Source organism: Streptomyces coffeae, assembly GCF_016741875.1.
GTDB lineage: Bacteria > Actinomycetota > Actinomycetes > Streptomycetales > Streptomycetaceae > Streptomyces > Streptomyces coffeae.
In genome coordinates this window covers 1-19,740 of sequence record NZ_JAERRF010000037.1, presented here as the reverse complement: position 1 = coordinate 19,740, position 19,740 = coordinate 1, and the positions used below count along the sequence as shown (strand labels likewise).

At 67.7% G+C, this 19,740-nt stretch carries 14 protein-coding genes and 1 CRISPR repeat array; of the genes, 7 read left to right on the top strand and 7 right to left on the bottom strand.

All coding sequences use genetic code 11. The annotated features are described in order from the left end of the window. Positions 1-98 precede the first annotated feature (98 nt). Positions 99-2,963 carry a CRISPR-associated helicase Cas3' gene (gene cas3, locus JK363_RS36605; RefSeq protein ID WP_307822014.1) on the bottom strand — a complete coding sequence of 955 codons (2,865 nt, stop codon included), beginning with the start codon at positions 2,961-2,963 and terminating at the stop codon, positions 99-101. A gap of 173 nt (positions 2,964-3,136) precedes the next feature. Next, positions 3,137-4,141: a CRISPR direct-repeat array (repeat unit 29 nt; unit sequence GTGGTCCCCGCCGGCGCGGGGGTGTTCCG). A 456-nt stretch (positions 4,142-4,597) separates the two neighbouring features. On the opposite strand from cas3, the gene JK363_RS36600 reads away from it, so the two are divergent. Together JK363_RS36600 and JK363_RS36595 are read left to right on the top strand one after the other, a co-directional pair. Then, on the top strand, positions 4,598-4,879 hold the full coding sequence (locus JK363_RS36600) for a hypothetical protein (RefSeq protein ID WP_307822013.1): 282 nt from the start codon (positions 4,598-4,600) through the stop codon (positions 4,877-4,879). 457 nt (positions 4,880-5,336) lie between these two features. Continuing rightward, positions 5,337-5,600: a hypothetical protein gene (locus JK363_RS36595; protein ID WP_201882249.1), complete on the top strand. Its 264-nt coding sequence runs from the start codon at positions 5,337-5,339 to the stop codon at positions 5,598-5,600. A 6-nt stretch (positions 5,601-5,606) separates the two neighbouring features. Here the strand turns inward: JK363_RS36595 and JK363_RS36590 are convergent, their stop codons facing one another. Both JK363_RS36590 and JK363_RS36585 read right to left on the bottom strand, forming a co-directional pair. Beyond that, the gene (locus JK363_RS36590) at positions 5,607-6,461 is read right to left on the bottom strand and encodes a GNAT family N-acetyltransferase (protein WP_201882158.1); all 855 of its coding nucleotides are present in this window, start codon (positions 6,459-6,461) and stop codon (positions 5,607-5,609) included. Between the two features lie 466 nt (positions 6,462-6,927). Further along, positions 6,928-8,019 (bottom strand): IS630 family transposase, encoded by a 1,092-nt coding sequence (locus JK363_RS36585; RefSeq protein ID WP_201882156.1) that lies wholly within the window; start codon positions 8,017-8,019, stop codon positions 6,928-6,930. A gap of 984 nt (positions 8,020-9,003) precedes the next feature. Here JK363_RS36585 and JK363_RS36580 point away from each other — a divergent pair. Then, positions 9,004-10,695 (top strand): ISAzo13 family transposase, encoded by a 1,692-nt coding sequence (locus JK363_RS36580; RefSeq protein ID WP_215911623.1) that lies wholly within the window; start codon positions 9,004-9,006, stop codon positions 10,693-10,695. Between the two features lie 222 nt (positions 10,696-10,917). Here the strand turns inward: JK363_RS36580 and JK363_RS36570 are convergent, their stop codons facing one another. The 4 genes from JK363_RS36570 to JK363_RS43260 all read right to left on the bottom strand — a co-directional run bounded on the left by JK363_RS36570 (position 10,918) and on the right by JK363_RS43260 (position 14,778). Next, positions 10,918-12,147 (bottom strand): tyrosine-type recombinase/integrase, encoded by a 1,230-nt coding sequence (locus tag JK363_RS36570; RefSeq protein ID WP_201882154.1) that lies wholly within the window; start codon positions 12,145-12,147, stop codon positions 10,918-10,920. 114 nt (positions 12,148-12,261) lie between these two features. Then, positions 12,262-12,654 (bottom strand): helix-turn-helix domain-containing protein, encoded by a 393-nt coding sequence (locus JK363_RS44870; protein ID WP_201882153.1) that lies wholly within the window; start codon positions 12,652-12,654, stop codon positions 12,262-12,264. 502 nt (positions 12,655-13,156) lie between these two features. Further along, complete coding sequence (locus JK363_RS36560) at positions 13,157-14,110, bottom strand: TRM11 family SAM-dependent methyltransferase (RefSeq protein ID WP_236076414.1); 954 nt, start codon at positions 14,108-14,110, stop codon at positions 13,157-13,159. Between the two features lie 14 nt (positions 14,111-14,124). Then, entirely contained in the window at positions 14,125-14,778 is a 654-nt protein-coding gene (locus JK363_RS43260) for a hypothetical protein (RefSeq protein ID WP_236076413.1), read from the bottom strand. 468 nt (positions 14,779-15,246) lie between these two features. Here JK363_RS43260 and JK363_RS36555 point away from each other — a divergent pair, with 468 nt between their 5' ends. The 4 genes from JK363_RS36555 (at position 15,247) to JK363_RS36540 (ending at position 19,598) form a co-directional block, all read left to right on the top strand. Beyond that, the gene (locus tag JK363_RS36555; protein WP_201882150.1) at positions 15,247-16,008 is read left to right on the top strand and encodes a hypothetical protein; all 762 of its coding nucleotides are present in this window, start codon (positions 15,247-15,249) and stop codon (positions 16,006-16,008) included. 325 nt (positions 16,009-16,333) lie between these two features. Then, a complete protein-coding gene (locus tag JK363_RS36550) occupies positions 16,334-16,711 on the top strand; it encodes a pilin (protein WP_201882148.1) in 378 nt (125 codons plus the stop codon). A 377-nt stretch (positions 16,712-17,088) separates the two neighbouring features. Then, positions 17,089-18,657 (top strand): TrbL/VirB6 family protein, encoded by a 1,569-nt coding sequence (locus tag JK363_RS36545; protein ID WP_201882146.1) that lies wholly within the window; start codon positions 17,089-17,091, stop codon positions 18,655-18,657. Next, on the top strand, positions 18,654-19,598 hold the full coding sequence (locus JK363_RS36540) for a PrgI family protein (protein ID WP_201882144.1): 945 nt from the start codon (positions 18,654-18,656) through the stop codon (positions 19,596-19,598). The genes JK363_RS36545 and JK363_RS36540 overlap by 4 nt, the downstream gene beginning before the upstream one ends. Positions 19,599-19,740 lie beyond the last annotated feature (142 nt).

Genomic DNA, 19,740 nt, shown 5'->3' with positions numbered 1-19,740 from the left:
TGTGGGGGTGTTTCGATAGAAGCGTTCGCCGGGCTTGCCTGGTTGATGCTTTCCCCGCCGACGCGGGGGTGATCACCGTCCAGCGGCAGGACGCCTGCTCATCGGATTAGTCCCAGATCCGAATCCAGGTACAGGTTCTTCCCACACACGACCACGGCCTGTGCCCGCCCGCCGATTACTGGCTGCCGCAGCATCACCAGGTCCCCAAGCAGCGGGTGCTCGCTCCACTCCGTGGGGACCATGTGCTGTTCCAACTCCCCCTTGAACCAGTCGGCGTTCACCGGGATGGTGCGAGCCATCACTGTGCGGACATCCGCAGTCGTCAAAGTCCCGCCTTCAGCTCCTGGCAGTCTCCTGGCGCCTTCTTCGTCCAAGGTGACGGAGCCGTCGGCGTGCGCGTAGACGCAGATCACGCGTACGGAGTCTGCACCGAGCCGCGTCGCCGCTTCCCATTCCTCCTCCGCACCTGTCAGGTGATGCAGATCGTGCAGGCCCACGACGCCGCCGGCCCGGGGGATGACAAGCACGTCCCCGACACCGCGTTCGGCAAGTTCCTTGCCCCGGTAGGCGGTGAAGGCCGCCGACTTACCCGGGTCATCCCACACGAACAGCTCCGCCCGGTGGCCGTGCACCTGCTCAACGAGATCCTGCACTCCCTCCGGAACCGCGATGGGCTCCTCCCCCTGCCGCGCCAACGCCTCAGACGTGGTGGACAGCAAGAACGGCGCATACACCTCTCCCCACTGCACCGGTACCGCTCCCCCGCCGAGCAGCGGATCCAGCACCACCAGCCGCGGCCCAGCCGTCCAAGCGGGACGTGGACGGCCCTGCGGCCGTCCGTGCTTCGACCACCACGCCTCGTGCCTCCAGCAACGCCCCGCCCGCTGAAGAAGCAGAGCCAGCGGAGCCAGGTCGCTGATGACAAGGTCCGCATCAAGATCAAGCGACTGTTCGACCACCTGGGTCGCCACTACGATCCGCCGCTGAGGACGCGGCCCGCCGCGTCCCAGCCCATTGGCAACCGACCTGCTGCGCCGTTCGCGTTCCTCGGCGGGAAACCGTGCGTGCAGCAGTTGTACGTCGTCCCCGCCTGCCTGCCGATGGCTGTCCAGCAGGGTGCGCAGGCTGTTGAAGGTGTCCTGGGCCTCGGCGACGGTGTTGCATACCACCAGCACACAGCCGCCCTCATCCCCGAGCACCGGCTCAAGGAGCCGCTCGATCACCTTGAGCCGATTGCGCGTGCCGCCGCTCGCGCCGTGCACTACGGCCTCCACCTGCACCGCGAGCCGCAGGCTGCGCTCCCGGGTCTGCTCCTTCTGCCGTGTCTCGGAGATCTCGACGGTCGACGTGTCAGCCGCGTCCACATACAGCCAGCCCGGATACGGCGCCGCGAACGTCCGCCCCTTGAGCTGCGACGTCTTATGTCCCGCGCCCCGGAGGTACTCCTTGATCAGCCGGTCGCTCACCGAGGCAGGCAAGGTCGCGGACAGCAGCACCACCGGAACCCCGTACCTGCCCAGCCAGTTCAGCAGACGGCCCAACAGCACCTGCATGTACGGGTCGTAAGCGTGCGCCTCGTCCAGGATGAAAGTCTTTCCGGACAACGCCAGCAGACGCAGCGCGTTGTGCCGCACCGGTAGCACCGCCATCAGCGCCTGGTCCACCGTGCCGACCGCGAACTGGGCCAGCAGCGGCCGCTTCGCTCCCCGCAGCCAGCGCACCGGCCTCATGTCCGCCTCCCGGCGCCCCAGGCCGTGCGCGCCTTCTTCCTCCCCCTCGCACGTCACCACCCGCAGTTCACCGATGTCGTCCTCGGCATAGGCGCTGTTGAGCCATGCCATGCTGTGCGTAAGCGTCAGTCCGGCCCCCTCCCCCGCCTGCCGGGCCACCACCCCAGCCACCCGCATATACATCTGATCGCTGGTGGCCATGTTCGGCAGCAGGAAGGCATACCCTCGCGTGCCGAAGCGTGCCGACAGCACCCGCTCGGCCTGCAGCGCGGTCTCGGTCTTACCGTCGCCGGGCGCCGCCGTGACCAGCATGATCCCGCCACTGCGCCCGCCCGGATCCACCGGGTCTGCGTCGGCGAGGGCAGCGGCGAGTTCTTCGGCCACCGACCGCTGCAATGGATTCGGCGCCCCTCGGATACCGTAGGTCTCGGCGAATCCCTTACGTTCCAACTCCACTGGCAGCAGACCAGCCTGACGCACCAACTCCTCCGCATCCGCGCATGACTGTTCGAAATGCACGGTCAGCGAGTCGTCCAGCTGGCGCTGGCGACGCCGTAGGTACTCTTCCTGGCTCACCAGCCAGTCCGCCAGAATCACCAGGCCCGTCACCAGAACCGCAGCCGGAGCATCAACCGACTCCGGCGCCATCGGCGCGCCCAGCATGTCGAACACGACACGGGCGTGTGCCTCCCGCTGCCTGACCCACGCCCGACCACCCAGCAAATCCAGGTTGGCCGTATGGAACCCCACAACGTCGTGGAACCGCCCATGATGACCGCCGATGATCTCCGCCACCCTGCGCATCGCGCTGTTGACGGACCCGCCGTCCTCCTGAAACCCCAACCCGGCAAGAACCGACCCAGCCGCACGCATCCCAGCCACCTCGTGCGGCATCCGCTCTACACCGATACGGCCCAGATCCCCGCGCAAGGTCTCACTCAACCCCTCACGAGCGCGCACATCACACAACTGAAAACCCGACAGCTTCCCCAAATCGTGCAGACCAGCGCACAGCGCGGTCATCGCACGAGCCCGACCAAGGTCTCGCCCCAAACCCAGCCCAGCAGCAATGCAACGCCTCTGCGACTCCGACAGATACCTGTCCCACAAATGCAGCGCCATCGCAGCCGCATCCAGCAGATGCCGCACCAACGGATACGGCAGAAGCGACGGATCCAGCCCCCGTGACTTCCCCCAAGCGGACTCATCCGCTCCCTCGAACAACACCGCCACGACGGTAGGCTCCTCCCTCACACCAACCATGCCCAACGACCCAACCACACAGCACTGACATCCACCGGGCAGAGATCAATACAGCCCCACCAGAACGCAAGGAAGGGCATCCCGGTGCAAGGAGCGTTCGCAAAGGGATGACAAATCGCCTACCAAAGACCAGGTCAGGAAGTGTGGTCCCCGCCGGCGCGGGGGTGTTCCGATTCAAAAACTCGGAACACCCAGCGCACACAGGTGGTCCCCGCCGGCGCGGGGGTGTTCCGTCCACCCGCCCCAAGAAGCGCACGATCCTTGGGTGGTCCCCGCCGGCGCGGGGGTGTTCCGACCTACAGTGCTCTGGCTGGTGAATTCGAAGAGTGGTCCCCGCCGGCGCGGGGGTGTTCCGAACAAGGCGGCACGGGCGGTAGGCCCGGAGTCGTGGTCCCCGCCGGCGCGGGGGTGTTCCGCAGCAGTACGAGGCCACCGACGGGCTCGGCATGTGGTCCCCGCCGGCGCGGGGGTGTTCCGTCCAGCGTTCAGCGGGTGCTGTCCGCACCCGTGTGGTCCCCGCCGGCGCGGGGGTGTTCCGATCGTGGATGAGGTGAGGCCATGACGGACGCCGTGGTCCCCGCCGGCGCGGGGGTGTTCCGATGACGCATGGAGATCCCTCTCGGTGAGATGTGTGGTCCCCGCCGGCGCGGGGGTGTTCCGCCCCTGTGGCGACCGCGTCCCCCGACGCGTCGGTGGTCCCCGCCGGCGCGGGGGTGTTCCGACGCGGGGCGGCCTCATTGGGGACTGGGTGGCGTGGTCCCCGCCGGCGCGGGGGTGTTCCGCCCTCCTCGAGACGTACATGCCGCAAGCCCTCGTGGTCCCCGCCGGCGCGGGGGTGTTCCGCTGTCCAAGCGGGGTCTGTCTCAGGACCTGATGTGGTCCCCGCCGGCGCGGGGGTGTTCCGCAGGGCATCACCCAGTCGCTCCGGCAGCGCGGGTGGTCCCCGCCGGCGCGGGGGTGTTCCGGCCAGGTCGGCGAGCGCTTCGTCGTAGCTGTCGTGGTCCCCGCCGGCGCGGGGGTGTTCCGGTTCCGAATGTGTAGTTTCCTGACGCTGCCTCGTGGTCCCCGCCGGCGCGGGGGTGTTCCGCGGACGACGACCACCCGGCGCCGGATCGGCGGGTGGTCCCCGCCGACGCAGGGGTGTGCCCCTTCCGTGGACGCGGAGACCCTCACCTCACGCCAGCAGATCACTGTGCTGACGCGCCAACTCGGCAAGGACAAGATCCGGTTCACGCCCGGGGGATCGGGCATTCCTGGCAGCGCTGCTGCACCGGCTGCCACTGCACACCTCTCGGTCCCGGGAGGTCCAGTGACCGTCAAAAGATCTTGACCGGTCCTGTGTGATCTACACCATGCCCTGATGGTGGCCGACCGGCTCACGCCGCGCCTGAACCGGAGACTGTGCCCAACCGGTCAGAGCCGTGCCAAGGGCGGGTCCAGCGGTCAGACCGGCAAAGGTGTCGGAGGTAGACGCGCAACCCCGGATCCGCGTGGACGTTAAGCACGGCATGAATCGATCAATGGCCGCTACAGCGACCGCCGTTATGCTCTTGGTGGCGCCAGTCACTCCCGCTCATGCCTCCGGGAGCGGACACGACGGGCCCGTGGGCATCGGCGTCATCGGTGAGCAGCTTCACGTCCGGGAGGTACGAGCCACGCTCGATGGCCGGAAGCCCGGGGCACAAGCCCGCATCTCCTTGTGGCAGCACGGTGACTGGCGCCGATGGGTCACCGGCTGGAAGCACACGAAGAGCGTTCACGCAGGGGGCCGCACATTCCAAGTCGCCAAGTGGCGGATCAACAAACGGTTCCCGCACAACAGCCAGCTGTGTGCCGCGTTTGCCCACGAGCCCGACCGTCTGGCCTGCGCAAAGATCCACAAGTAGCCCACGGCGTGTTCTGGAGCTGCTCGACAGTGGCGGGCCCGGCACGGTGGGCCAGGCCCGCGGCTGGGTGCTTGGGGTGCTGCATCTCCGCCCACCGCCGGAAGGACTGAGGCGTAGCCCACCACTGTCCTGCGCACCGCCTTGACTGCCCGGTTTCCGTGGATCACCGGATGGTTCTCGCCAGAATGCCGATGAGCTGGACGGTGAACATGGCGGCCGCCACAACGACGCCCGCGAGCACGCATGCGCTTCCCCCGAGTCCACCACCTGCGGCCCAGGCACCAAGGGCACCGAGGGCGCCAAAGGTGGTCGAAAACAGGGCGGCCCGGCCGTGCCCTTGCCAGAAACCTCATCCGCCCTGGTAGGAGCCGGTGCATCGGGTTTCCCGAAATCTGGCCGCGGTCGTCTGAGCCGGCGCTCTCGCGCAGTTGCCGTCAGCACGTCATGATGATCGATCGTGCTGCTGCGACTGGCTTACCTGGGTGTGTCGAACGCGTTCGCGATGCTTCGCCTGCTGCCGATGACCGACCGGGACAAGGACGCGGAGGTCCTCGCCCTGCGCCACCAGATCACCGTGCTGGAACGCCAACTCGGCAAGGACAAGGTCCGGCTCACGCCCAGCGATCGGGCATCGGAGGCCTTATCAACGAGTACGAGCGAGCGGCGTAGACACACAGGTCATCGCAGGTGGCCACGTTCTGGAACCCCACAGGCGCTGTAAGGCCGTTCAGCTGACCCAGATGCCGTCGGGTGAGAGTCGGCGAGCAAGGCGCCGGCCCGCAGCGCTTACGGGAGTCGACCAGGACACATCCGCAACCTCGCATCCAAAGTTGGTGGCGAGTGCCTGCACGAGTGTGGTGCCAATGCCGCGGTGCCGATAGGCGTCTGCTACCCAAATGAGGATGATTCGGGGGCGCAGGGTGGCGTCCTCTACTCCGTACTTGGACCCGTCGGCCAAATCCCAACGTCGGTGCTCGTTGGTGTCGTGCGCGGCCACGTAGCCGACGATGCGCTCGTCCACTTTCAACAGATATGCGCGATAGCTGTCCGAAGTCGCCTCGGGCTCGCCCATGTGGGACCACGACGGGAAGTCGTAGTTGTCCTCCCTCTGCGGCATGCGTGCCACCTGATAGGCCAACTTCCGCCACGAAATGGGAGACTGCGTGGTGACCACTACCAGATCACCCCACCAGTCAAGGCTTTTCGGCACCCGAACGCCTAGCGCCCAATTCGCATGATGTACGCGGTGGACGTTGTCGTCATCCCCCACATCTTGAAGACGCATGCCACACGGGCACTCGCCGCCATTCTCTGTTTCCAACTGCTGGAATTGGACTGGGATCGCACCGCGGCTCAGGTCCTCGTCACTGCCTCCCACCCAAGGTCGGAAGGGTGCATCCTCCGATTCGATGTAACCGGTCCAGCGGTCCACCCACCCCGGATACTGTTCGGGGAACATCTCCCGAATCTGCTTCTGAGCTGTGGACAGTGTGGGGCGAACCCACACGCTGCCAGCCGTCGCCCGACCGTTGAGGCGCAAACCGTACGTAGTGGCCTTGGCGCGCAGGAACTTCAGGAACACCCCGGGGGGGTGAGTCGAAGTCCACTCCGCGGATCAGCTCTCGCTCACCGGGAGACAGCCACTCGTCAAGGGGTAATACGAGCCGATCGGCGAGTGCGTGCAGTCCGCTGTAGTCGTGTTCGAGCTCTGCTGCACGCAACGCTTCGACCGTAGCCTCGATGTCTCGAAAACGAACGCACAAATCGATCCACCGAGGGCCCCGCCCGAAGTAGAAGGCGCCCCGATAGCCGTCATACCGAATGCAGTCCATTGCCGCATCGCGCGCCTTGTCGACTGCCTCTACGTAGTCCGCGGGTAGATCTGGTTCGTCGCCCCGCGAGGACTCGGCATCGACGTAACTATCTCGGTCGAGCTGGACAGCGGCGAACCAGCGTGAGGCCCGAACCCGGACCTTCCTAGTGTCCCGACTCCTCGGATCAGCGACAAGGTGGCAAGTCCGCTCGGTCATGTGCTCTGCTCCATGGCTCTAGTGTCCTGAGTCATTGATTCGGTTCAGATATCCGGCTAGGCGTTCGAGGATCTCGTCTGCGGTTTTGGTCCAGACGAAGGGTTTGGGGTCTTCGTTCCAGGTCTTGATCCAGGTGCGGATGTCCTTCTCCAGGGCCTGGACGGATCTGTGGACGCCTCGCCGTATCTGCTTGGTCGTCAGCAGGGCGAACCATCGCTCGACCTGGTTGAGCCAGGAGGAGCTGGTGGGGGTGAAGTGCACGTGGAAGCGGGGACGGGCGGCCAGCCACCGCTGGATGGCGGGTGTTTTGTGCGTCGAGGCGTTGTCGCAGATCAGGTGGACTTCCAGCCCAGCGGGAACTTCCCTGTCGATACGGGCGAGGAACTTCTTGAACTCCACGGCCCGGTGGCGGCGGTGGATCTGCCCGATCACCTCTCCCGTCGCGGTGTTCAGCGCGGCGAACAGGGTGGTCACCCCGCCACGCACGTAGTCGTGGGTGCGGCGCTCAGGCATGCCCGGCATCATCGGCAGCACCGGCGCCGACCGGTCCAGCGCCTGGATCTGGGTCTTCTCGTCTACGCATAGCACCAGGGCGTGCTCGGGCGGGGCGAGATACAGTCCGACCACGTCGCGGACCTTCTCGATGAACTGCGGGTCCTTCGACAGTTTGAAGGTGTCCACCAGGTGCGGCTTGAGGCCGAAGGTCCGCCAGATCCGCGCAATGGCTGACTGCGACAGGCCCACCTCAGTGGCCATCGAGCGCGTTGACCAGTGAGTGGCGTCTTTCGGGGTGGCTTCCAGCGTTTTGACGACCACCTCTTCGACCTGCTCGTCGGTGATCTTCCTGGGGGCACCGGGACGCGGCTCGTCCGTCAGTCCTTCCAGCCGGTCACGGACGAACCGAGCCCGCCACCGGCTGACGGTGTGCGCTTCGATACCAAGCCGGGCGGCGACGTCCTTGTTCGTCGTCCCCGTCGCGCAATCCAGCACGATCCGGCACCGCAGGGCCAGAGCCTGCGAGGAGGTACGACGCCTGGCCCAGCGGTTCAACGTCTCGCGCTCATCGTCGGTCAGCACCAGCTCGGCCTTCGGCCGTCCCGTCCTCGCCATCCGGCCATCATGCCGAACGATCACCAACTTACGCAGCGAATTAACGACTCAGGACACTAGTCGGATCGTTCAGACTGATCATTCCTGTCGCTGCAAGCCTCGGGAAGAGCGCGGGGCGAAGGGAGTCAGGACAGAGGCGCTGGAGCGACCTCTCCTCGTACATACGGACAGGGCCGCGACGTTGAGGAACCGCCCAGACGAGCGCAGGGCTTGTTCAGTGTCCGGGCTGTCCGACTGTCCGGTTGCCGCTCTGACCTGTATCAACGGCCCGGGCAGGGGAAGTAGCCGGTGTCCGGCCTGCCCGGTCACAAACGGCTGCAACACCCCGAGGTGTTGCAGCCCGTCATCAAAGCTGACCGCTGCGAGACGCAGGCGCCGAAGGCGTCTTCCGCCGGAGGCGTGTAACACCAACTGGCACACACCGGTGCCGCACAGCGACGCACAACCACGGACGTTCAGGGATCGTTTCACCAGCTAAGCCAGCTCACCTTCCGTACGCGGAGGGCTAGCCTTCTTTTCAGGTTCTCGGCGACACCCAGAAGACCACCCATGGACCCAGTTACGGCCCCTGACCTGGTGCTCAGCAGCACCGAGGCAACCAGCGATCGAACTCCTAAGCGGGTGTCGAAGCAGGGAGGCCTCGGGGCGTCCGAGACCTCCCTGCTGCACTGCACACGAGTTGCCAAGCAGAGACGCCGCGGAAGAGACCAGTCGTTCCCCGCAGCACTAATCGGGTGCTAGTAACGGCGAGCCCGTGCACGGACCACTGACCGCCGCGATGGGCGGGGATTCGCCCGCCGTGGTCGACCCGGTGCCGCTGCGCCCGGCGGGCAGTGAGGTGGAGCCGTTGCTGCCCGCCCATTCCCGCGCCCGGGAGGGGCGGGTTGGCAGCCGGTCGTCGCCAGCTCTCGAGGGGGAGGCTGCCGCTTAGGGCGTGCAGATCATTAACCCGTGGCTTTCCGCTCGGTGGTTCGTTGGTCTGGCATGGGCGGGTCGGACGAGCAACGGGTGACACTGGCGGCAAAGTTCGCGGCGATCCTGCCGCATCTGGACGAGCGGCAGCGTCGCCTGCTGATAGGGGCGGAAGCCCGGTCGCTCGGTCGCGGTGGGATCAGGGCGGTTGCTCGTGCCGCTGGTGTCCGTGAGGGCACTGTGTCGCTCGGTGTGCGAGAACTTGATTCCGGTGAGGCTCCGTTGGGACGTGTCCGCCGGGCTGGTGGCGGCCGCAAGCGCCTGGTCGACCGCGAGCCGGCCCTGCGGGATGCACTTTTGGCTCTCGTCGAGCCTGATGTGCGCGGGGATCCCATGTCGCCGCTGCGCTGGACCTGCAAGTCCACCCGCAAACTCGCGGACGAGCTGACTCGTCAGGGATACCGGATCGGCCCGGACACGGTGGGCGACCTGCTGCGCGAGGAGGGCTTCAGCCTGCAGGGCAACGCCAAGATCCTGGAGGGCAAGCAGCATCCCGACCGTGATGCCCAGTTCAGCTATCTCAACGACCAGGCCCGCCATCACCAGGACGCCGGGCAACCGGTGATCAGCGTGGATACCAAGAAGAAGGAGCTGGTCGGCCCCTTCAAGAACCACGGCCGGGAGTGGGAGCCGAAGGGGCAGCCGGTGGCGGTGGACACCCACGACTTTCCCGACCGTGAGCTGGGCAAGGCGGTGCCTTATGGCATCTACGACATCGCTGCGGACACCGGCTGGGTCAACGTGGGCACCGACCACGACACCGCCGCGTTCGCCGTCGAGTCCATCCGCCGCTGGTGGAACGGTGCCGGACACAACGCCTATCCGGCAGCCGACCGACTGTTGATCACCGCCGACGCCGGCGGGTCCAACGGCTATCGCACCCGCACCTGGAAGACCGAGCTGGCACAGTTGGCCACCGAGACCGGGCTAGCGATCACCGTCTGCCACTTTCCGCCCGGCACAGCGAAGTGGAACCGGATCGAGCACCGGCTGTTCTCCCACATCACCATGAACTGGCGCGGAAGGCCCCTGACCAGCCACGAAGTCATCGTCCAGAGCATCGCCGCGACCACCACCAGAACCGGCCTGGCCGTGCATGCCGAACTCGACACTCACCGCTACCCAACGGGCATCCAGGTCACCGACGCCGAACTGGCTGCCCTGCCGATCACCCGTCACCGCTTCCACGGCGACTGGAACTACACCCTTCACCCCCAACCACCACTGGAAGAGACCAAGGCCAGTGACACGACGGACCAGCCGCCAGTGCGCAACCCGCCACCTTTGACGGCGCGTTGCCTGCGGCACCCCGAACTCACCGGCACGTCCGACAAACAACTCAGCGAGCTGATCGACACACTCGTCCCCGAGATGGAGCTACAGCGCGAGCAGACTCTTCGTGCCCGTCGCGGTCGCGAGCGCCTGGTGGCCGCCGGCACAGGTGCCAAAGCCAAGCTCACGCCGGCGGACCGGATCCTGGCCACCGTCCTCCACCTGCGCAAACTGGCCACCATGGACCTCTTGGGCCAGCTCTTCGGAGTCACTGCCATGACCATCAGCCGAGCGAGCCAGGAAGTCCGGCCTCTCCTGGAAGCACACGGTCACCACGTCAACGCTTCCACCGCTCGTTTCCGCACGCCTGCCGACATCGCGGCCTTCCTCAGTCCAGACCTCACCCAAACCAAGATCAAAGAGACGGGTTAATGATCTGCACGCCCTTACTGATCGTTTCAGAATGAGTTGAGTCGTAAGTTCTATGCCCGGTGATCTTCGTGGGCAGGGTGTCCGGGTGCGTGCTGGTCTTGTTCCGGATGACCTGTGGGAGCGCGTGGCTCCGCTGCTGCCGCCCGCTCCTGAGCGGCGCCGCCGCTACCCCGGGCGGCTGCGCGTTCCCGACCGGGCGGCACTCGCCGGGGTCGGCGTTTCTCAGGAGGCGATCGGCTGGGGTCCTTGGCCGCTGCTGTTGTGGCGGTAGCGCTCGATGGAGCGGTGCCAGCGGGTTTCGAGACCTGCCACGAGGCGGGTGTCGATGCTGGCGGCGACGTGGGAGTACACATCGTCGATCTTGTCTTCCATGGTGTGGCCGAGGCGACGTGCCTGGGCGACCTCGGGGACGCCGTCTTCGATCAGCCAGGTCTTGTGTGAGTGCCGCAGCCCGTGGAACGTCAGCCCCTGCCGGACAGGGGCCCATGTTTCGCCGAGGTAGCTGCCGCCGCCCACGGCTGGGGCCCATAGGCGGCGTTGGAAGCCTGAGCGGCGTAGGTGTCTGCCGCGCAGGGTGGTGAAGACGAAGGGGCGGGTGGACGCGGCGAGGTCGGTGGCCAATAGCTGGGTGAGGAAGGGTGGGAGAGTGATGGTGCGGACGCTGGCGCGGGTCTTGGGGTGGCCGAGGCTGAGATGACCGTTGACCTCATGCAGGGCTCCGGCATCGGCAGTGATGTGGATGCGGCCGTGGGTGAGGTCGAGGTTGTCGCGGTGCAGGCCGGCGAGTTCGCCCCAGCGCATGCCGGTGTAGGCCGCGGTGATCACCAGCAGGCACTGGTTACGGGAGGCCAGGCGGAGGATGCGGTGGGCAATGGTGAGGACTTGATGTTCCTCCGCCCAGAGGCGTTCGCGGGTAGGTTCGAGGCAGCCCCTTCCGCGTTTGCGGGGGCGTACAGGGCTGGTTGCCAGGAGCCGGTTGTCCACGGCGTCGGCCATGAGCATGGCGAAGAGTTTGCGGAGGCTGGTAATGGTGCTGGCGGCGTAAGTGGTGCGTAGTCGCTTGAGCCACACCTGGACGTCGGCGGGAGTGATCTGGCCGATGGGGGTGGTGCCCCAGCGGGGCAGGATGTGCTGGGTGAGCAGGCTGCGGTAGGTCGCTTCCGTGTTGTCACCGACGTCCACGGTCTGCCACCAGATCTCCGCCCATTCGGCCACGGTCACTGCGTGATGGGGTTCCGGTTCTTGGGTGGTAGAGAGCGTAACCGCAGGCAGAGAACCGCGTGAGGTTGGTTGCTTGTATTCGGCGGTGGCTGGAGGGGCGGTGGTCAGTTGCTCGGCGTGTGTGCTGGCGGCTTCCTCGGTTTCGAAGCTGCCGGGGACGCTGCCGGCTCTTCCGTCGGGCTTCCAGTACCGCACGCGCCATTTGTTGCCGCGTCGTTCGACCCATGCCATGGTCAGATTCCTTTGGGGTGAGCGGTGAACAGGGGCGACCTGTTGGGTGTCGCCGGGTCTCCATGGACGCTCGGGTGGGCGGTAGAGCGGAACGACCCTGGCGGGTGATTGCAGTCAGGTGTGGTGGCGGTGGCCTCGTGCGCCGCTGCGGATGATGGCGTTCAGGTCATCTGTGGAGAACCTGAGGTGGCGCCCGACCTTGGTGTAGGGGATCTGGTCTGCGGCCGCTTTCTTTCGTAGCCAGGAGGCTGGTACTTGCAGCAGAACAGCAGCCTGTTCTGCTGTGTTCAGCAGCTGATGCGGGTGATGCTGTGGCTTGTGCGCTCCTGAATCGGGAGGGTCGGGAGCGTTCGGGCCAGCTTCCGGATCATCTGCTGAGGAAGCTGCAGCCGGTGGAGAGGGGTAGGCAGTTTCGGGTGGAGGGCCATGGGCTGGGTTGCTTGCACGGGCTGTAAGCAAAGGGGGACGGAGCTTATTGGGCTCGACTGTGTTGTGCGGTTTCTTCACTGTGACCTCGGAGAATCCCCACGGGTGCGGAAGGACTGGGCGCGCGTCCGACTCAAGAGACCGTCACCGGGCGGGGTTGGTTTTGGCCGTGGGTCGCGATCCTGACCGGCAGCAGTCCGGGCTTTAAGACGGGTGTGATCAGCTGCGGTTCTTTCCGTCCGGGTGACACACGGAGGGACATGCGGGTCACCTTGTCTCCGCGTGGCGAGCGGCTGGAGGAGGGCGAGGCCGTGTGTCCCGGATGGTCGGGGGGCTGCGCGGGCTGTGCAGGGACGGCGAGCCGAGTTACCCGCGGCACGTGAGTCCATCTCGGTGCGGCAGGCACTGATGGTGCGCAATGCCATCGGTGAGCAGGTGGTTGAGGGCGTTCCGTCTCGGCGTGCCAGGCGATGTGGACGCCGAGGTCCAGGCTGCCCGCTCTCGGGACACGGACTGCGATCTGCGGGCCGTCACCATTGCCGTGGTCCAGGGGAGGGCATGGTATTGGCTGGCTGCCGCCGGTTCACCGATTGCTCCGTCGGTCGGTCTGACGGTAGCTGCAGCGCGTGGTGGTGCGCTGCAGGGGGCGCTGCGTGCGGCCGGTGCATGCTGTCGGCCGGGGCGCGACGTTGCTGTGCTGGGGACGAGTCAAGACGAGCACGTCTTCGTGCTGTACGAGGTGGAGGGGGATGCCTTGGCGGCGTGCGTCGCGGACGTTCTTCATCTGGAAAAAGGAGGGGCGGGCGATGAGGCGGTTGTTGCGGATGCCGGCGAGGAGGGCGACGCAGCGCTCGGCTGGAATGAGTCCGGCGGCTTGTCCGGCGGCGAGGACGGCGGAGGGCAGGTCGATGAGTTCGCCGCGGGTGCGCCAGGGCCGGGTGGTGACGACGGCGGTGCCGCCGGGGCGCAGCATGGTGTGGCATTGGGTGAGGATCTGGGTGAAGGCATCCAGGAGCTGGTCGGTGGAGACGTGGGCGAGGTTGTGCGGGTCGCGGCTGTAGCGGTAGTGCTTTTTGACCACGCCGTGGTCTCCGGTTTCGCGGGTAGATCGGACGTGGCCGTGGACGGATCGTCCGTATGGGGGTGAGGTGACCACCAACGCGATTTTTCCGCGGTAGTTGGTGTCGATCAGTTGCGTGAGTTGGCGGGAGTCGCCGCACACTACCTGGCCGCTGCCGCGTTGAGTGTGTTGGGTGGTGTGGGCGACGTTGGCGTGCGCGAGCCGGGCCCAGCGGGATTCGTACTCGACTCCAAGAGCGTGGCGGCCGAGGTGGATGGCCTCGACCAGGGTGGTGCCGATGCCGCACATCGGGTCCAGGACCAGGTCGCCGGGTTGGGTGTAGGTGCGGATGGCGTGGGCGGCGATCGCGGGGAGCATCTTGGCCGGGTGCGTGTTCGAGCCGGGGACGTAGCGGTCGGTGCGCTGGGCGGGTGCGGAGGTGGGAGCTGTGTTCCACACCGATTCCCGGAGGGACATGGCGTCCTCTTTCCTTATGCGCTGGTGATCGCGGGCAAGATGAGCAGGTCGGAGTGAATCAGTCCTGGTGGGGCGCCCTGAGGCGGGGTGGGGTCGATGCGGTCGCCGGCGGGGTGGCCGTGGACGACCACGATGTGTTGCAGGTAGCGGAATCCTGCGGTGCGTGCTGATGCGATGAGGGAGCCGAGGGGGTCGGTCAGGCGTCCGGCATCTCGGCGCTGCCTGGTTGCGAGCAGCAGGAGGCCGTCGCCGGACAGGAGGCGATGGGCGCGGTGGAAGAAGCCGGGCCAGCCGTTCTCCATCGCCCCGGGCATTCCGCCGCCGTCGGCGGTCAGCTCATCCCTGGGGGTGGGGAGGGTGTCGGGGTGCAGTTCGGCGAGCAAGACCGGCTTCCGGTTAGCTTCGCTGTCACTGCCAGTTGCGCCGGTATAGGTGACGCACGGGGTGCGGACGTCCATTCCGGGTTCGGTATCGCGGATGGAGATTTTGATCAGGGGCGCGGAGCGGCGGGTGAAGTCGGTGCGGATCTTGTCGATCGCCCAGCTGGGTAGCACGCCGTGCGGGCCGGGGATGTGGTGGGGGTCGTCCGGGTCGGGGAGCCAGATGGTGGTCGGCAGTGGGCGAGAGGTGCCGGAGCGGCTGGGTCCGCGGTGGTGGGGCTCGTGCATTGGCTGGTGGGGCCCGGAGTAGGGGTCCGACCGTCTGGTGCTGACGTGGTCAATAGAGGTTCCGGACGTGCATCTTTGCCATCTCCCACGCACCGTTCGATCTGTCGCGTGCTCAGCCGTCCGCTGAGAGCAGCAGCGGACGAGCTATCAATGGTTCGCCTTGAATCGCAGTTCGGCGCGGGTGCGAGCCGGTCACGAGCCATCAGGGAGCCACCTCGGGCCCGTTCCATCAGAGGGCGTTGAAGGGTCTGGGGACTTCTTCAAGATTTTTTGCGTTCGATTCCTTCTGCTCCTGAACAGCCACCTGTCCTGCAAGCAGCGGGCGGGCCAGACACGAGCCATCGCACACGGCGGACCACGGGGCTGCTTGTCGTCCGGCAGTGGTGCGCCGACGGGCCGGTGGTGGCGCGGCGGGGTGACAGGGCTGGTGGCGGAAGTTGTCCGAACCCCCCTCACAGGAGTCGCGTGATGAACCACCGCCCTGCACACCGCCGCCAGCACACCGCCACCACCTCGCCGTTGGAGGTGCTGGAGGAGTCGTTCCTTGCCTTGGCTCGCGCTGAGGCGCCGCTCACCTTGCCCGCGCATCTAGTCTGCGACGACCTCGCGGAGGGGGCATGGCCCGTGGACCAGATCCGAATCCGGCTGGCTCATGCCAGCACCCGGCCAGAGTTGCGGGCCCGTACGTGGAGCGAGGTCGTGCGCCGCGCGCACACGCTCGGCGAGCCGTGGACCGTGGTGGCTGTGGCCATGACCATTCCGGTGCTGCGCCGGATGCTGGCCCGTCTCTCCCGCCCTGCCCACTTGGAGCGTCAGGAGGTCGAGCAGGAAGCCCTCTCGGCTGTGGCGGTTGCCCTCGCGGAGGTGGATGCGGCGGACCCGGGGCTGGACCGGGTGCTGTTCGGTGCGGCGGATCGCGCCGTGCACCGGCTCATCTATGCGGCCCGCCGCCGCAGTGAGCGCGAGGGCGGCGAGCCGATGGCCCACTTGGGCCGCCTGCACGCCACCGTCGACGCAGAGGGAGACGAGCACCAGGTGCTCCTCCGTGCGGTACGGGCGCGGGTGGTGGACCTGGCTGAGGCGCAGCTGATTGCCCGTACTCGGTTGCACGGTGAGCCGATGCAGCGGCTTGCTTGCGAGCGTGGTGTGAGCATGCGTCAGCTCTACCGCCACCGGGGCGCCGCAGAGCAGCGCCTGGCCCGTCACCTGCGTCAGCATCGCCCCCAGTAAGAGGGGGGTGACGGGGGACTTTCGGTCCTGGGCTGTCAAAATCCCGGGCCCGGATTCTCTATCAGGGGTGAAAGGGGGCGGCTTCTCCCGGGTCGGGAGAAGCCGCCCGGCCTGGGCAAGGGGCCCGTATTGCGGCGTTCTCATGCTTCGGGCCCTGTGCTGGGTGGGGGTGGGCACGCCGTCTCGTGCTGACACCCCGAGACCCGTCCGGTTGCTTACGAAGGAGGCAGCCCCGGGCAAAGAGGTCCGGCTCACCCCCAACCAGCGTTCTGTGTCCGCTTGTTGTCTGTCTGGCTGCTCTCGTGCCTGATGGAGGTGCCCTGCCATGCTCTGCCGCTTCCGTCGGCCACACCGTGCCAAGCGTCGGCCCCTGCGCCGTGGGGTCCGGCTGGTGTTCGTCGCCGTTGTGGCCGCCGCTGTGCTGCTGGCGGATCCGCCCGTGGTGTGGGCGGTGGCCACGATTCCGGAGGTCATCTCGAACCTGCGGGACTATGTCGTGGGTCTGCTCGCCGGACTCGCCACGCTGTTCCTCACCTTCGGGGGTGTGCGCTATCTGGCGGCCGGCGGCGACCCGGGGGAGATCGAGGGGGCCAAGCGTGCGCTGAAAGGCGCTGCCATCGGCTACGGGCTGGCGATCCTCGCCCCGGTCATTGTGCTCGTGTTGCGGCACATCGTGGGCCTCGACGGCGGCAGCGGGCAATGACCGGCACCCGCCGACTCGTGGAGACTCTTCTCCTGGCCCCCGCTGTCCTCTTCATGGGTGCTGGTCCGCTCGTCGCCCAGTCCGCGCAGGCGATGCCCCTTCCCACACCGGCCCTTCAGGCGCCCGCCGCGCCGGCCGATCCGAGGCCGCGGCCTGAGCCTGGTCCTGGAGCAAGCCCGCCGGAACCGGTGGCGCCATCTCCCCGGCCGGGGGCCACACCCGGGGCGAGCCCGGCGCCCGGCCGTCCGTCCGAGGGGCACTCGCGCACGCCGGCTCGGGAGCCGACTCCCGGACCGACGCCTCCGGCCTGTGAGGTCACCGGCGGTGACTGCTCCCCGGTCGGCTGGGGTCTGGACGACCTGATCGACATCCCGGGGATGATCGTGAACGCGATCACTTCGTTCCTGGGGCTGATCGTCGAGCAGATCATGAAACCGCTGCGGGAGCTGCTCGCCGACACCCTCCTCGCCACGCCCGATGTCACCAAGCATGCCGACCTCAAACGCCTGTGGACGGGGGCGATGGGCATCACGGCCGGTATCTACGTGCTGTTCGTGACTGCGGGCGGGGTCACGGTGATGGGGTATGAGACGGTCCAGACCCGGTACGCGCTCAAGCAGGTCGCCCCACGCCTTCTCGTCGGGATGATCGCCTCCGCGACGTCTTTGACCGTGATGGGGAAGACCATCGCCCTCGGCAACGGGCTCTCCCACGCGATCATGGGCATCGGCATGGCCGATGCCGGTCAGGGACTGGTTGAGCGGGCCCTGCCCTTCTCCCTGTTCGGCGCCCCGGGGCTGAAGATCGATCTGCTGATCGTCTCGATCGTCATGATCGCGTTGATCCTGGCCGTGCTGATCGGCTTCTTCGTACGGGTTGCCGTCATGGCTCTGCTCGCTGTCTCCGGCCCGCTGGCCCTGGCATGCCACGCCCACCCGGTTACCGAGCCGATGGCTCGGCTGTGGTGGCGCGCGTTGGCCGGCTGCCTGGTGATCCAGGTGGCGCAGTCGATGACGTTCATCGTCGCGCTCAAGCTGTTCTTCGCCCCCGGGGCTACCGCGCTGGGGATTCCGTACGCGGACAAGCTGGGCACGATGCTGGCCAGCTTTGCGCTGTTCTGGGTGCTGTTCAAGATCCCCGGTTGGACGATGCAGGTCGTATTCCGCGCCACCCCGGTCCACAACCCACACGCCCCCACGGCGGTGCGGATCCTGCGCCATTTGGCCATGTACCGGCTCATGGACCGCTACCTGCCCGGCATGCCCCTGCTCCGCCGCGGGCGCGGGGGTGGCCGCCCCGGCGGCGGAGGCGGGCTGCCCGGCCGTGGAGGCATCCGGCCCCCAGGGCCGGGTCCGGGACCGGGGCCCGGCTGGTTCCGGACACTGCCTGGCCGTGGGCCGACTCCACATCCTGCCAGCGGCTCGGCGAGGGTCCCAGGAACCAGCGCGGCCACCGCCGGTTCAACCGCGCCGCGCGGCAGCCTCTCCACCCCCGTGGCCTCAGGCGCCGACGGATCGGCGCTCGCTCCGGCGGCAATGCGCCTGGCCCAGGGGCCACCGTCTGGCCGTCCACGAGCCGATGCGGCTTCCGCCGCATCACGCACCCCGAGTCTGAAAGGTCCGCGCACGGTGATGCACCCCTCCCAGGCACGCCGCAAGCAGCAGCTGAAGCTGCCTGTGGCCGCGCAGCGTGTCCCCGGCCGCCCGCCACGCCCCGTCCAGACCTGGCTGCCCATCCGATCCGAACGTATCCCGCGCTCGCAGGCCACACCCCCCAGTCCGTCTTCCCCTTCTTCGGTGCGACCGCCGGTGGGGCCGGTTGGCCCGAGGATGCGTGCGCGCCAGCTGGTATTGCCGGTTCCCGCCGAGCGGGTGCGTCTGCGACCCACCCGTCCAGCGCAGCTCAGGCTGCCGCTCGAACAGCCCCGGAGGGGTGAGTGTTCATGACCGATGTGCACGACGAAGGGACAGCTGCCACGCGCATCCCCGCCGACATCGCCCGGCCCGACCGCATCCTGGGCCCGCTCACCGCGCGGCAGGCCGCGACCCTGGCCGCCTGCGCCCTGGTGCTGTACGGCGGGTACTGGATCCTGCGCCCGGTCATGGCACCGCTCGCCTATGTGGTGATGGCCGTGCCCGTGGCCGGGGTCGTCACCGCGATCGCGCTGGGCTCCCGGGAGGGCGTCGGCCTGGACCGGTTCCTGTTCGCCGCCTGCGCCCACGCCCGTGCCCCTAAGCGGCGTGTACACGCCCCAGAAGGTGTACCGGCGCTGCCCGACATCGTGAACCCGCGCCTGACTCAGGCGGCCGGGCCCATGCCGGCGGCGATGCGGATGCCATACCAAGGAGTCAGCCCCGAGGGTGTTCTGGGCCTGCGCGGGTGGGGGCAGGCAGCGCTGGCGACGTGCTCGACGGTCAACTTCGATCTGCGCAGCGGCGCCGAGCAGCAGAGCCTGGTCGCTGCGTTCGCCCGCTGGCTCAACTCGCTGACCGGCCCCACCCAGGTCCTGGTCCGCTGCCACCGCACCGACCTCGCGCCCCTGGCCGACCGGCTCCACCACCACGCGCCTGCCCTGCCGCACCCCGCCCTGGAACGCGCGGCCCGGGCCCACGCCGACTACCTTGCCCAACTCGCGGCAGGAGCAGACCTGCTGACCCGCCAAATGATCCTCGTGGCACGTGAAGAAGCCCTGCGGCACCAGTCCCGACGCACCGCGCGCGGCGGCAGGGCCATCCAGCGCGTCCAGGAAGCAGCCCGGGCCCTTGCCCCCGCCGACATCCACGTCACCCCGCTCGACGCCGACGACACGGCGGCTTTGATCACCGCCGCGTGCAATCCCGAATCCTCCTCCACGCCTGGTGCCGAAGCTGAAGGAGACGACGCGTGATCCGACGGTTGAAGGCCCGCCGCATGGCGGCCGGCACCCTCACTTCCGCCAAGGAGTTGCTTCAACCAGTCGGCCCGGAGGCCGTCGAGGTCCACGCGCGCACCCTCGCGGTCGGCGGACATCTGGCCTCCACGCTGGTGGT